The following is a 13849-nucleotide window of genomic DNA, read 5'->3' as shown; positions in this document are numbered from 1 at the left end:
AGCCCCACAGCGCCGATGGTACTGCACCCGCGAGGGTGTGGGAGAGTAGGACACCGCCGGACAACACCACCCGCCGAGGGCCCCACAACGACCGTGGGGCCCTCGACGCATTTAACAGCATTTCAACCACAACCCTTTCAGTCGGGTGTGCTAGCGTCGACTCGATCGTGACCCCGTCCGACGGTAGGAGGTGAGACCCATGAATGCAGTATCCGCACTGGGTGCTCCCCCGCAGCCCACGATCACGCGACTGAGCTAGTCGCCACCGGGAGCGCCTCACAGGCAATTCGCGAAAGGCGACTCCCATGAGCTCTACACCTTCTTCATCTTCTTCTTCACCTCAGCACTCCGCTCCGCCCGAGCGGCTTCGCCCCGGCGGCGATCGCGCGTTGGTCCTCGCCGGCGCAGGATCCACAGGCAACGCGTGGGAGATCGGCGTCGTTGCCGGCCTGTTCGAGGCCGGGGTGGATCTGACACAGGCCGACCTGACCGTCGGGACCTCAGGCGGTTCGACTGCCGCGGCCCAGGTGACGACGGGCATGCGGCCCACCGAATTGCTTGCGCACATCCTTGCCCCTGCGCCGCGGCCACAGACGGGCGCGGCCCGAGCAGACCGGGGGCGTGCTCCGATCGGCCCGGCGTCCGACCACATGGAGAGGACGAGCCGCATCATCGCGTCCGCTCGGGACGCGGCCGACATGCGCCGCAGAATGGGTGCCGCTGCCCTCGAGGCGGACGCGGCCTCCCATCCTTCTCTGCAGGCGCAGTGGCGCGCGGTCGTTGCTACTCGGCTTTCCGATCGGAATTGGCCGCAACAGCTCTTGCTCATCCCTGCAGTCGATGCCCGCACTGGCGAGCCGGTCGTCTTCGACCGCCACAGCGGAATCGATCTGGTCGACGCCGTCGCCGCGAGCACATCGAACGGTTTCGGCGTCCCTCCCTACAGCGTCGGGGGGAACCGGTACATCAACGGCGGCTACCGACGCAACGAGAATGCCGATCTCGCAAGTGGCTACGAGCGGGTGCTGGTGCTCTCCCCCTTCGGCGGAAGATCGCGGTATCCGATGGACTGGCGGATGGACTTGGGCACCCAGGTCGACGAACTCCGTGCGAGCGGCAGCAGAGTTGTGACGATCTTCCCGGACGGCGAGGCCGAGCACCTGTTCGGCGTGAATGCCATGGATCCATCGCTCCGTCCGCCCGCCGCCAGGGCCGGCTACGACCAAGGGAAAGCCCTTGCGGAGCAGCTCCGCGAGTTCTGGGGCTGACTCCCCTCGTGATCCCCCGGCATGGATCCGTAGGCGTGGATCCCTAGGCGAATCGTTCGACAACCCTCGTCAGCATCTTGCGGCCGCTCTCCTCGAAAGGGGCGTCGCCGACGTCGTGCGCCCACACCAGGGTGCCCAGAGCCTGGAGGATGTTGTCGAGGCGCCACGAGTCCATCTCCTCGGCGGGGTCCCGGCCGTATGCCGTGAGGAACGCTGTCCGCAGTTCAGGGTGGTCGGTGAAGTAGGCATGCTCGAGCCGCACGAAGTCGGTGACCCACGGTCGGTAGCCGGCTCGGCCGAAGTCGATGACCCCTACCGTCCCTCGGTCTTCGACCCAGTTGCGAGGCTGGTAGTCCCCGTGCGTCGCATAGAGCCACCGAGCGGACGGTCGATGGGCGTCGACGATGCCACGAACGGCGGTGAGGTGGGCGGCCGGAGCAAGGCCTCTCGCTCGTTCGAGGAAGTCGCCGATCTTGTGAACGGCGGCTGAGTCGTAACTGCGGGTCTCCTGAACCGGACGGTGGAGGAGGGCCAGGAGCTGACCCGCCTGGGCGAACGTCGCTGGCGAGTGCTCGTAGGGGCCGCCTTGGACGAGACGGCCGGGGAGCCACGTCGAGACGACGAGGCCCGCTCGGCCATCGCCGTGGAGGAGGCGCGGCGAGCGCGCTCCGAGAGGCGCGGTCATGCGCTGGTGCGCCCTGATCTCGCGCTGGATGTGGTGGGACGTGCGGCTGGCCTTGACGACGGCGGGTCCTCTCGGAGTGCCCACGCGGAGGACGCGGATGTCCTGGAGTTCCCACGACATGTCCTCTTCCACATGCCATTCGCCGAGCCAATCGTCGAGGAGGCGAAGCTGCTGCGGGGAGAGGAGATCGGCGGGTGAGGGGGCCACGGCACCACGCTACGCCCACTATCAGCCCCTCAAGAGCCCCATTTGACCCAGAAATCCCCGAAAACACGCGGAATCTGCTGGCACGCCGAGCATTAGCTGGTAGTTTCGTCACCAGCAGTTCCGGGCGCACGCCCGCGAGCTGACGTACCAACCGACGTCCAGGAGGACACATGGCTAAGAACCGCAGCGAGCTTGTTGCCGAGGTGGCGGGCAAGACCAACCTCAGCCAGACTGCCGTCAACGGTGTGCTCGACGCACTGTTCGAGGTCTTCGAGAGCTCCGTCGCCAACGGCGAGAAGGTCAGCATCCCGGGCTGGCTCGCCGTCGAGCGCACCGAGCGTGCCGCCCGCACCGGCCGCAACCCGCAGACCGGCGCGGAGATCCAGATCCCGGCCGGCTTCGGCGTCAAGCTGACGGCTGGCTCCAAGCTCAAGGCCGCCGCTTCCAAGTAGCAGCGCACTCTCAGCTCCCGGGGGCAGCGGCTCAGACCGCCGCCCCCGGGAGCTTTTCTGCCCCGGCCGCTCCGTCAGGTTCATCGACTTGTCCACATAGAGCGGAACCCGGCTCTCGGGCTGCTCGGCATCTGGGAGAATAGGGGGGTGCCGAGCTCCACACGATCTGCCCCCGCCCCCTCCCGCGCCAGCGCTGAGGAGCGGGGAACCGCACGGGGGTATGTGTACGGTGCGGCCGGTGCGGCCCTCGTTGTCCTCATCGCGGCGCTTGTGTTCTCCGGGGCGGCAGGCGCCCGCCAGGTCCTCGACCCGGGCACCTTGGTCCGGTGGGGTCTTCCCATCGCGCAGACCACGCTCAACATCTCGGCCTCGCTGGTGCTCGGCGGGCTGGCGTTCGCCATCGGCATCCTGCCTCACCGCAGGCGCCCGGAGCGAGCGCGCTCAGGTTCCCGAGACGACGGCAGCCACCTGGAAGAGCATCCGGCGTTCAGCCGTGCCCTGCAGGTCGCGACCGTCGCTTCGCTCGTGTGGACGGCGAGTGCGGTCGGCGTCCTGGTCTTCACCGATTCGGATCTGATCGGCCAGCCCGTCTCGGGAAGCTCTGACTTCACCAAGCAGCTCGTGTTCTATATGACGCAGCTCGACGTCGGCCGAGCGTGGCTCGTGACCGTCATCATCGCAGCGACCGTCGGGACCCTGCTTTTCGCCGTGCGCTCCCTCTCGGGCCTAGCGCTCACGTTCCTGCTCGCCGTCGGCGGCCTGGTCCCGATGGCCCTCATCGGCCATTCCGCGAGCTCAGGCGACCACGAGGCCGCCGTGAACTCGCTCGGCCTCCACCTGCTCGGGGCGGGGCTGTGGGTCGGTGGCGTCGGGGTGCTCGCACTCCTCGGCGGAACCCTCGCCGGACGCATCCGTACCGTCTCGGGGCGGACTGCTTCGGGGCCCGACCTCCTTGAGGCCGTCCTGCGCCGCTACTCGGCGCTGGCCCTGTGCTGCTTCATCCTCGTCGTCGCCTCCGGCATCATCAACGCCTCCCTGCGCGTTCCGAGCTGGGGCGCCTTGTTCGGGTCGTCCTACGGTCAGCTCATCATCGGCAAGGTGGTGTTTGCCGTCGTCCTCGGGGGCATCGGCTACATGCACCGGCGATGGGTCATCCCGCAGCTCTCGCGTGGAGCGTCGCCGAGGCGAGTCCTGTGGCAGCTCATCGGCGTCGAGGCCATCGTCATGGGCGGCGTGTCTGGCCTCGCGGTCGCCCTGAGCCGTTCCGCGCCACCGCAGCCTACGTCATACGCCGCGGACGCATCGCCCGCGTTCATCCTCTCCGGCTACAACCTCCCGCCCGAGCTGACAACCCAGCGCTGGTTCACCGAATGGCGGCCGGACTGGCTATGGATCACGATCGCCGTCTTCGGTGCCGTTGCCTACGCCCTCGGCCTCCTGAAGATGCGCCGCCGCGGGGATTCCTGGTTCTGGCCGCGGAGCGTCTCGTGGTACGTCGGGCTCATCGTGCTGACGTACATCACGAGCGGCCCCCCGTCGGTGTACGGGCGCGTCCTCTTCTCAGCGCACATGGTCGACCACATGATGCTCACCATGGTCGCGCCCCTCTTCCTCGTGCTCGGCTCGCCCATCACCTTGGCGCTGAAGGCACTCCCGCCGCGGCAGGACGGCAGCCGAGGAGTGCGCGAGTGGATTCTCGTGTTCGTGCATTCGTGGTGGTCGAAGCTCATCACGCACCCGCTGTTCGCAGCCGCGAACTTTGCAGGGTCGATCATCATCTTCTACTACTCGGACCTCTTCGGGTACGCGATGCGGGACCACATCGGGCACGAGCTCATGAACGTCCACTTCACGATCACGGGCTACATCTTCATCCTCACCATGATCGGTTCGGATCCGCTTCCCCGCCGCGCCCCGTACCCGCTGCGTCTGGTCCTCCTGTTCGCGACGATGGCATTCCATGCCTTCTTCGGGGTGACGCTGATGGGTTCCAACGTGCTGCTCGAGCCCTCCTACTTCGGCAACCTCGGCCGATCCTGGGGTCTTTCGGCCATCGCGGACCAGCAGCAGGGCGGTGCCGTGGCCTGGGGTATCGGGGAGATCCCCACGCTCGCGGTGGCGATCGGGGTGGCCCTCATGTGGTCGCGTTCCGATGCGCGAGAGACGAAGCGGCGTGACCGAGCCGCCGACCGAGATCATGACGCCGAGCTTGAGGCGTACAACGCCATGTTCAACGAGCTCGAGGAAAGGGACCGCACCCGCGGCATATGACGCGGGGCTACGGAACCGAATGAACGCCGGAACAAAGCCTTCGATAATGGGGTTGCCCCTAGAGCCCTACCATCTGCCGAAACGTCAGGAGTGCCCGTGACCGCCGATTCCGCCGAGTCCACCAGCGCCAGCACGGCCGGACTGCGTACCGCGCACCGCGTTCGCGCGAGCGAGCTCGAGGGCAGGGGCTGGCTCAACACCGGCGGCACGGAGCTCGGTCTCTCCTCGCTGCGCGGAAAGATCGTGGTCCTCGACTTCTGGACGTTCTGCTGCATCAACTGCCTTCACGTCTTGGACGAGCTGCGCCCGCTCGAAGAGAAGTACGCGGACGTCCTTGTGACCGTTGGCGTCCACTCGCCGAAGTTCGAGCACGAGGCAGATCCCGTTGCACTCGCTGCGGCGGTCGAGCGGTACGAGATCCACCATCCCGTGCTCGACGATCCCGAGCTCCTCACATGGCAGGCCTACACGGCCCGCGCCTGGCCGACGCTCGTCGTCGTCGACCCTGAGGGGTACATCGTTGCCCACCTCTCCGGTGAGGGGCACTCGGCGGGCCTCGGGGTCCTGGTCGAGGAACTCGTCGCGGAGCATGAGGCGAAGGGCACCCTGCACCGCGGCAACGGCCCCTACGTTGCGCCCGAGCCGGTCTCGCGCACCCTCCGCTTCCCGGGGCAGGCCATCCCCCTGGAGAACGGCAACTACCTTGTGGTCGACACGGGCCATCACCGTCTCGTCGAGCTGCGTTCCGACCTGGAGACGGTCCAGCGGATCATCGGGTCAGGGACGAAGGGCCACCTTGACGGCGCGGCTGAGACCGCCCAGTTCAACGAACCGCAGGGCGTCGCTGTCCTCCCGGCCGACGTTGCCTGGCAGACAGGCTACGACGCGATCGTCGCCGACACGGTGAACCACCGCCTCCGGGGCGTGACGCTCAGCTCGGGCCACGTGCAGACCGTGGCGGGCAACGGAATCCAGCGGCTGCTCGACGCGGGCCCGGCCCGCGTCGACGGTGACGGCGCCGGAACCTGGGCTGAGGGGCGGACGACGACGAAGGCCGGTCCCGCGATCGAGTCATCCCCCGACGGGCACACCGCGGACTACGCGGGGGACGCCTTCGACATCGGCTACGTGGGTCACGGCACGAATGTCTCCCTTTCATCCCCGTGGGACGTGGTGTGGAGCGAGAAGCTGCGCAAGGTCGTCATTGCGATGGCCGGCACGCACCAGCTCTTCACGTTCGACCCGCTGAGCGGCGAGGTGGCCATCCTCGCCGGATCGGGGCTCGAGGGCCTGCTCGACGGATCGGGGCCCGAAGCCTGGTTCGCCCAACCGTCGGGGCTCGCGGTCGACGCCGAGGGGAACCTCTGGGTCGCCGACTCCGAGACTTCCGCGCTCCGCCATGTGCTCCTCGGATCCGATTCCAACGGATCCGGAAGCAGCGTGGTGGTTGAGACGGCCCTCGGGAAGGGGCTCTTCGACTTCGGCTTCCGGGACGGCAGCGCCGGCGAGGCACGCCTCCAGCACCCGCTCGGCGTCGCTGTGCTTCCGGACGGCTCGGTCGCCGTTGCCGACACCTACAACGGGGCCGTCCGCCGCTACGATCCGTCCGGGCAGGCAGTGTCGACGCTCGCGCGCGGCCTTGCAGAGCCGAGTGACGTCGTCGTCGTCCGCCCCAAGGAGGGCGAGCCGCTGCTTCTCGTGACCGAAAGCAATCGCCACGGGCTCTCGCTCGTGCCGATCCCCAAGGACGCCCAGCAGGTCGACGAGGGAGCGAGCCAGACCCAGCGCCCCAAGTCCGCCTTGGCGCCGGGTTCGCTCGGCCTGACGGTCCGCTTCAAGGCCCCGACCGGCCAGAAGCTCGACGAGCGCTGGGGCGACCCGACGCAGCTGAAGATCTCTTCGACGCCGCCCGAGCTCCTGCGGGCTGGTGCCGGGACCTCGCAGGGCCTTCTGCGGACCCTCGAGCTCAACCCGGACGTGGCCGAGGGCGTCCTGCACATCACGGCACGCGCTGCGGCGTGCGACGGCGCTCCGGGCGAGGAGATCCCCGACCACGCCGCGTGCCACCTCTACCAGCAGGACTGGGGAATTCCGGTCGTGCTGCAGGAAGGTGCCGAATCGGAGCTCGTGCTCGACCTGCGCGGCATGAACTGAGCCTGAGCCCTCAGCCGAGGACCGGCGTGACAGTGATCGTGCTGCCCGAGACGTTGAGATCCACCCTGAAGATAAAGCCGAGCTCGACGTTCAGCTGGCTGACCTGACCAGTGAAGAGGTCGATCTGCCGTGCGGTCAGGCGGGCCTTCCCGGGCAACGGCGAGACGGTCCATTGGCCGCTGAAGGGCGTCACACTCGCGCTCGGGTACTGGGTGATCGACCAGGCTATGGTTCCGTCGACGATCCGGTTGTCCGTCGAATAGGAGAAGGGGCAGTCCGGCTGCAGCCGCTGCTGCGACGACGCGGTCCTGGCGCATTGGTCGAGGAAGTCCTTCGCCTTCGCATCGAGCGCGGCGGTGAGGGCGGGGGTGGCCTTTGTGTCGAGCGACAGTGATTCCTGGCTTGTGCGCTGTGCGACGACGGCGGTCACGGGGGCAGCGGCGAAATACTCTCCCGGGAGCGAGCCGACGTAGCTTCCCGGGTAGAACACCGGAAAGGAATTCCGGCCGGACGGCATGTTCACGGCCGCACCGTTGATGGTGGCGCGCGGCGAATTCACCACGGATGCCTGCAGCGTGGGCAGCTGGCCCGGGACGATGCTCCACCGGGGGAAGAACAGCCAGTCCGAGCCGGTCTGCTGCACGAGGAAGTCGCTCGTGTAGCTCTTGCCGCCGGAGGTGAAAGTCACCGGCACGGTCTCCTTGCCGCTGCCCGCGGGCTGGGCTGTCCCGACCCTGAGGTCATGTATTCGGGACATCGAATCGCGCAGGGGAGGGCCGTCGAGGAGCGCGGCACTGCCGGAAGGCACCTGGGCATGCAGGGCGCCCAGTGCCTTGCCGCCGTCGCCCGCCTGAAGCGCGTCGAGATAGGCGTGGACCGGCTGCTCCGGCCCCTGCCCGCTCGCCACCGCCGCTATCGAGACGACCGCCGCGATCACCGCGAGCACCAGCCCGAGGCCCCAGATCAACGCGATGCGCATTGGGCTCGCGGCCTTCTGCCTTCCCTCGACCACCGACGGTGCGCTCACAGGCCGCTCATCGTGGCCTCGGCCACGCACGCGAGAATCGTGCGGATGTCGGTCGAAGTCGGAGCAAGCATGTCGCTAGCCTAACGGCCACCGAGCGCAGGGGTTGTGCCAGTACGTTCCGGGGAGTGGGGATCTGTACCCGAGTCGGATGGGGGAGGGAGGATCTGTACCCGAGACGGGTGGGGGAGCGGGGATCTGTACCCGAGACGAGTGGGGGCGGGCTAGGAGAGCAGTGCCGCCATGATTGCCATGGCCGGGACGGCGAGGACTGTCGTGATGAGGACCGTGTCCTTCGCGACGACGAGGCCGTGCTGGTACCTCTGGGCCGCGACGTAGACGTTCTGGGCCGTGGGCAGCCCCGCGGTCACGACGGCTGCGAAGAGTGCATGGCCGCCGAGGCCGAGGGCGAACCGGGCAAAGACGAACGCAATGAGCGGGTGCACCACGAGCTTGAGCCCCGATGCGAGCAGCGTGTCGAAGCGCCGCCCGTCGCCAGCCCGCAGCGGGCGGGAACCGTGGAGGGAGATGCCGAAGGCCATGAGGATGGCCGGGATGGCGGCCCCGCCGATGAGGTGGATCGGCTGCATGATGAGGTCAGGGAGCTTCCAGCCCGTCCCGGCCAGCACGAGGCCGATCGCGGATCCCACGATGTTCGGGTTCGTCACGACCGGCAGTACGAACTGGAGGGCGCGCGCCGCGCCGGGCTTCGCCGTCGAGGTCGTACCGTCCAGGATGAGCAGGTATGACGGCGTGAGCAGCGCGAGCTGGAAGATCAGCAGGGGTGCCACGTAGCTCGCGTTGCCCAGTACGAAGACAGAGATGGGGATGCCGAGGTTGCCGGAGTTGGCGATCGAGGAGCTCATCGAGGCGATGAGGGCCTCGGGCAGTTCGCGCCGTCGGAGGAACCGGAACGCGCCGAACGAGACGATTCCGACGAGGGCCGAGCTCACGGTGATGACCAGCAGGTGGGACGAGAAGACGGTGCGGAGATCTGCGTTGCTCAGGGTGTCGAGCAGGAGCGCCGGGCTTGCGACGAAGAACGAGAGACGGCTCAGCACAGTCTGGGCACCCTCGCCCAGAAGCTGCTTCCGAGCGACGAACCAACCGGTGCCGATGATCGCCCAGACGACGAAGAAACCGGACAGGACCCCTACCACGGCGCGCTGCCAGGTGATTTCAGGCCAGTCCTCTGCACGGGGTACAGCCTAGAGCACACGCGGTGGCGGGCAGAAACCGATTTCACATGGCGGCGCGTCGGCTCGGCCAGCGGCGCGGCGGCCGGGCCGGCGGGGCGGCGTGAGTCAGTTGAGGTGCGCTTGAACCGCGAAGGGCGGCCGCAGGACGCCCGGCGTGATGCCCTCGGCCGGATCCGTGCCGAGTTCGACGACCTTGTTCTCGGCATTCACATGCACGACCGTCGGAACGTACTCGAGCGCTTCCTCGTTGCTCATCGCGGCGTAGCTGATGAGGATGACGATGTCCCCCTCATGGATCAGGTGCGCGGCGGCACCGTTGATCCCGATGACACCTGAACCGCGTTCGCCCGCGATCGTGTACGTCTCGAGCCGGGCACCATTCGTGACGTCAACGATCGAGACGAGCTCGCCGGGCAGGATGTCGGCGGCCTCGAGCAGGTCCAGGTCGACCGTCACCGAACCGACGTAGTGCAGGTCGGCGTGGGTGACCGTCGCGCGGTGGATCTTCGACTTGAACATTGTCCGGTTCATCGCAGGCCAGTCTACTCCTGAGCCCCTTCGGCGCGCCGTGGCGAACCTCACTCGCCCGGCATGCTAGGGGTGGCCCTCCCGGGCGACCGGCTGATGTCAGGTCCGGCTCAGCGTTCGCCCCATGATGGCGTCCGTGAGCGCGTCGACGGCTGCGGAGTTTGCGAGCGGGTTGCGGATGAGGGTGAAGTCGACGTCGCCGACCGGCGGGAGGTCGAAGCGGCGCGTGATGATAGAAAGGTCCTCGGGGACGAGCGTGGTCGGCATGACTCCGACGCCGAGGCCGGCACGTACCGCGGCGAGTACGCCGGCAATCTGCTTCGTGCTGCAGGTGACCTTCCACGTGCGGCCGCTCGCCTCGAGGGCCTCGATCGCAAGCGTCCTGCTGAGGCTCGGCGCGGGGTAGACGACGAGCGGCACCGGCTGGCCCCGCTCGAGGACTGTCTGCTCAACGCCGACCCAGGAGAACACATCGTGGCGCACGACCGTCCCCTCCTGCGCCCCGGCCACCCATTTGATGAACACGAGGTCGAGCTGGCCGGCCTTGAGCCTACGGTGGAGGTCGTCGCTCTGGCTCACGGTGAGCTCCAGGTTGAGCTGTGGGTAGGCGCGGCGGAATTCGCGCAGGATCCTGGGGAGGCCCGTGATGGCGAGGTCGTCCGCTGTGCCGAATCGGAGCCGCCCTCGCATGGCTGAGCCGCTGAAATAGCGAAGGGCCTCGTCGTGGGCGGCGAGGATGGTCCGCGCGAAGCCCGCCATGGCGTCGCCATTGTCGGTGAGGCGGACGCCGTGCGTGTCACGGATCAGCAGGCCGCGGCCCGCCGCCTTCTCGAGCTTGGCGACGTGCTGGCTGACCGTGGGCTGGGCGATTCCGAGGCGTTCCGCCGCGAGGGTGAAGCTGAGGTGTTCGGCGACAGCGAGGAAGCTGCGGAGATGGACGGGATCGAACATGCCTTCCATCCTCGCGAGGGGAATTGCGGAATGCAATAGCGCTTATATGGCAAATAACCTTCCGCAATGGTTTCTTCGGTGCCTAGCGTGGAATTACTCGAACGCTTGACTGAACCGAACGAAACTCCAGGACTCTTCCGTGACCTCGCCTAGCTCTGCCATGCGCTCTTCCGCGTCCGACTCCCTCAGCGTTTCCCTCCCTTCCCAGCGCTCCAGCCCGACGGTCCCGCCCACGGGGCCCATCGTCGTCGTCGCCGAGCGCCTGCCCTGGCGCCAGACCTTCGTCTCCCTCCGGGTGCACAACTTCAGGCTCTTCGCCATCTCGCACTTCATTGCCGTCATCGCCGTCTGGATGCAGCGGATCTCCCAGGACTGGATCGTGCTCCAGCTCTCAGGCTCGGTCGCCGCGGTCGGCGTGACCGTCGCGATGCAGTTCACGCCGGTGCTCCTCCTCGGCCCGTGGGGCGGCCTCATGGCCGACCGGTTCTCGAAGCGACGCCTCCTCCAGATCTGCCAGGCCGGCGCGGGCGCCTGCGCTGCGGTGCTCGGGACGCTCGCCCTCACGCACTCCCTCCAGGTGTGGCATGTGTACGCGATCGCCGTCGTCCTCGGCCTCGTGACGGTGCTCGACCAGCCCTCGCGGCAGGTGTTCGTCAACGAGCTCGTCGGCCCGGAGTACCTGCGCAATGCCATCAGCGTCAACTCGACCACGTTCCAGCTCGGGGGCCTCATCGGGCCGGCCGTTGCGGGGGCGCTGCTCTCCGCGGTGGGCGGCGGCTGGGCGTTCGTGGCCAACGCGTTCGCGTGCACTGTCACCGTCCTCATGCTCTCGGCGCTGCGGGTCCACGAACTGCACACCGCACCGCCCACGCCGAAGTCCAAGGGGATGCTGCGGGAGGCCGTCCGCTACGCGTGGGCGAAGCCGACCATCCGGTGGCCCTGGGTGCTCGCCGGGGCGGTTGCGGTCTTCGCGCTGAGCCTGCCCGTGCTGCTCGCCGGCTACGCCGACCACGTCTTCGGAATCGGCGCGGGCGGGTACGGCATGCTCAACACCCTCGTGGCTGTCGGTTCGGTGGTCGGGGCCGTTGCCTCGGCCCGCCGTCGGCTTCTGCGGCTCAGGACCGTGGTGCTCGGCGCCGGACTCTATGGCGCGCTGCTTGCGCTCGCGTCCTTCGTGCCGTCGCTTCCCGTCTTCGGGGCCCTCATGGCCGTCTCGGGGTTCTGCGCCCTGACCTTCCTGACCTCGGCGAATCAGCTCGTCCAGACGAGCGCGAACATGGCCATCCGAGGCCGTGTGATGAGCTTGTACACGATGGTGCTCATGGGCGGGCAGGCGCTCGGCGGCCCGATGCTGGGCGGCCTCGCCCAGCTGTGGGGGACGCGCTGGGCCCTTCTCCTCGGGGGAATGGTGCCCGCCGTCGTCGCCAGCCTCCTCGCGCTCTGGCTGAGGGGCGTCGGGAAGCGGAGCCGACGCTCAGACGGGCAAGAGGCTCAGAGCGGCCGTTCCGGGTAGGGGCCGTGGGGCAGTCGCGGTGCGGGGTCCCGATGTCGACGGAGGGCGAGCCGCAGACCGGCCAGGCCCGCTGCCGAGATGATGATGATCCCTGCGAAGTAGAACACCGACGAGAGGGATGAGACCTCCTCCGAGGTGCCGGGGCGCAGGAAGCCGTATTCGAGTGCCGGCACCGCGTTTCCCGTGACGACGACGGCGATGAGGGCCGCGAGGCCGCCCATCGAGTCCCAGAGGGCGTGCAGGATGACGACGGCGACGAACGCCACGATGACGCGACCTGTGAGCCTGTACTTCGCGGCGTGGGCCGTCGCGCCGAAGATCACGGCCCCCAGAAGGGCCGTCCACAGGACGTGGCACACGGGTGTGAGGATCGACCTCATGGCCTCCGTCTGCAGCATCGACGCGAGGTCGATCCCCTGCGAGGTGACCGCAGCGTTGAACGCGTACCCGGCGGACTCGAAGGCCGCGAAGCCAGCTCCGACCGAAGCGCCGAGGAGGGCTCCCTGCCGGGCCGTCTTGGGCACCACCGAGCGGCCGACGACGAGCAGGACGAGCGCTTTCACGGCCTCCTCGATGAGCCCGACACGCAGGTAGATCCACGTTGTGACGTGGAGGTCGGCCTCGAGCAGCGACGCAGCGAGGACCCCGACCACGCCGCCAGCGAAGAAGGCGAGGAAGACCTGGATCGGCGCCAGGTTCCCCGTGATGCGTTCGACAGCGAACAGCACCACGCTGAACGGCACGAGGAAGCTGCCGAGCAGGATGAGCGTCGGGATGAGGTTCGGATTGAGTGTCGACGCCGTGACGAAGATCGTCGCGATCCAGAGCGCGAGTCCGATGAGCAGAGCCTTCCACCACCAGCCGTGGCGATGGGTGCGTGCGGCGGGGTAGTACTGTGCGTCCACGACGCGGCACTACCCGGTGACCCGGCGCCGAAACGACAGTGCACGGCTCGGCGATCCGAGTTATGGTCGGCGGCATGTGCCGCAACATCCGCTGCCTTCACAACTTCGAACCGCCGACGACCGATGATGAGGTGCGAGAGGCCGCCCTCCAATTCGTCCGCAAGGTCAGCGGATCGACCCGCCCCTCCCGCGCGAACACCCCGGCGTTCGAACAGGCGATCGACGAGATCGCACAGGCAACCAGGCGGATGCTCGACCAGCTGGTAACGAGCGCACCGCCCAAGAGTCGCGAGCTCGAGGCGGCCAAAGGCCGTCAGCGGCACGAGAAGCGCATGGAGCGCGAGGTCAGGATCCGCAGCTCGTAGGAAAAGGATGAGGGCGGAAAAGATCCAGGCCCCCAGCCGAGGGCTGGGGGCCTGGATCGAGGGCACGTGGAGCGGCCGACGGGAATCGAACCCGCGTATCAGGCTTGGGAAGCGTGCGCTCTGCCATTGAGCTACGGCCGCGTGCCCCGGAGGGCTCCATCAAGCTTACAACACCCGGTGGAGTGCTCCGTGCAGGGAAATCACCTGCGGGGGAGGGGTCGGTTGGCGATGACGGGGGAGGTGCCGGTGTGGCCGTTGCGGGCGGCGGCGATGGTGTGGATGCGGTCGCGGCAGGCGTACCAGCCGATGACCATGAGGATGATGGCG

At 68.0% G+C, this 13849-nt stretch carries 12 protein-coding genes and 1 tRNA gene; 6 read left to right on the top strand and 7 right to left on the bottom strand.

Annotated elements, in window-relative coordinates; all coding sequences use genetic code 11:
* Window positions 1-305 precede the first annotated feature (305 nt).
* Window positions 306-1268, top strand: a complete 963-nt coding sequence (locus E6A21_RS17580) for a patatin-like phospholipase family protein (RefSeq protein ID WP_138445464.1) — start codon at window positions 306-308, stop codon at window positions 1266-1268.
* 43 nt (window positions 1269-1311) lie between these two features.
* Here E6A21_RS17580 and E6A21_RS17575 read toward each other — a convergent pair whose 3' ends face one another.
* The gene (locus E6A21_RS17575; protein WP_138445463.1) at window positions 1312-2160 is read right to left on the bottom strand and encodes a phosphotransferase; all 849 of its coding nucleotides are present in this window, start codon (window positions 2158-2160) and stop codon (window positions 1312-1314) included.
* A 170-nt stretch (window positions 2161-2330) separates the two neighbouring features.
* Here E6A21_RS17575 and E6A21_RS17570 point away from each other — a divergent pair, with 170 nt between their 5' ends.
* From E6A21_RS17570 to E6A21_RS17560, 3 genes are all read left to right on the top strand, one after another.
* Window positions 2331-2612 (top strand): HU family DNA-binding protein, encoded by a 282-nt coding sequence (locus E6A21_RS17570; protein ID WP_138445462.1) that lies wholly within the window; start codon window positions 2331-2333, stop codon window positions 2610-2612.
* Window positions 2613-2759: 147 nt separating this feature from the next.
* The gene (locus E6A21_RS17565; RefSeq protein ID WP_138445461.1) at window positions 2760-4883 is read left to right on the top strand and encodes a bifunctional copper resistance protein CopD/cytochrome c oxidase assembly protein; all 2124 of its coding nucleotides are present in this window, start codon (window positions 2760-2762) and stop codon (window positions 4881-4883) included.
* Between the two features lie 96 nt (window positions 4884-4979).
* Window positions 4980-7037 carry an NHL domain-containing thioredoxin family protein gene (locus tag E6A21_RS17560; RefSeq protein WP_246036616.1) on the top strand — a complete coding sequence of 686 codons (2058 nt, stop codon included), beginning with the start codon at window positions 4980-4982 and terminating at the stop codon, window positions 7035-7037.
* Between the two features lie 10 nt (window positions 7038-7047).
* Here E6A21_RS17560 and E6A21_RS17555 read toward each other — a convergent pair whose 3' ends face one another.
* From E6A21_RS17555 to E6A21_RS17540, 4 genes are all read right to left on the bottom strand, one after another.
* The gene (locus E6A21_RS17555) at window positions 7048-8064 is read right to left on the bottom strand and encodes a hypothetical protein (protein ID WP_246036614.1); all 1017 of its coding nucleotides are present in this window, start codon (window positions 8062-8064) and stop codon (window positions 7048-7050) included.
* 221 nt (window positions 8065-8285) lie between these two features.
* On the bottom strand, window positions 8286-9221 hold the full coding sequence (locus E6A21_RS17550) for an AEC family transporter (protein ID WP_138445460.1): 936 nt from the start codon (window positions 9219-9221) through the stop codon (window positions 8286-8288).
* 144 nt (window positions 9222-9365) lie between these two features.
* Window positions 9366-9791 (bottom strand): aspartate 1-decarboxylase, encoded by a 426-nt coding sequence (gene panD / locus E6A21_RS17545; RefSeq protein ID WP_171041466.1) that lies wholly within the window; start codon window positions 9789-9791, stop codon window positions 9366-9368.
* A gap of 96 nt (window positions 9792-9887) precedes the next feature.
* Window positions 9888-10739 (bottom strand): LysR substrate-binding domain-containing protein, encoded by an 852-nt coding sequence (locus tag E6A21_RS17540; RefSeq protein WP_138445459.1) that lies wholly within the window; start codon window positions 10737-10739, stop codon window positions 9888-9890.
* Between the two features lie 160 nt (window positions 10740-10899).
* On the opposite strand from E6A21_RS17540, the gene E6A21_RS17535 reads away from it, so the two are divergent.
* Entirely contained in the window at window positions 10900-12252 is a 1353-nt protein-coding gene (locus tag E6A21_RS17535; RefSeq protein ID WP_138445465.1) for an MFS transporter, read from the top strand.
* Here the strand turns inward: E6A21_RS17535 and E6A21_RS17530 are convergent.
* Entirely contained in the window at window positions 12231-13157 is a 927-nt protein-coding gene (locus E6A21_RS17530) for a PrsW family intramembrane metalloprotease (RefSeq protein ID WP_138445458.1), read from the bottom strand. The genes E6A21_RS17535 and E6A21_RS17530 overlap by 22 nt on opposite strands.
* A gap of 74 nt (window positions 13158-13231) precedes the next feature.
* Here E6A21_RS17530 and E6A21_RS17525 point away from each other — a divergent pair, with 74 nt between their 5' ends.
* Window positions 13232-13522 carry a DUF2277 domain-containing protein gene (locus E6A21_RS17525; RefSeq protein WP_138445457.1) on the top strand — a complete coding sequence of 97 codons (291 nt, stop codon included), beginning with the start codon at window positions 13232-13234 and terminating at the stop codon, window positions 13520-13522.
* Between the two features lie 67 nt (window positions 13523-13589).
* Here E6A21_RS17525 and E6A21_RS17520 read toward each other — a convergent pair.
* Window positions 13590-13663, bottom strand: a tRNA-Gly gene (locus tag E6A21_RS17520).
* Window positions 13664-13849 lie beyond the last annotated feature (186 nt).

Source organism: Sinomonas susongensis (assembly GCF_005877005.1).
Classification (GTDB): domain Bacteria; phylum Actinomycetota; class Actinomycetes; order Actinomycetales; family Micrococcaceae; genus Sinomonas; species Sinomonas susongensis.
This window is presented reverse-complemented; position numbering and strand designations above follow the sequence as displayed.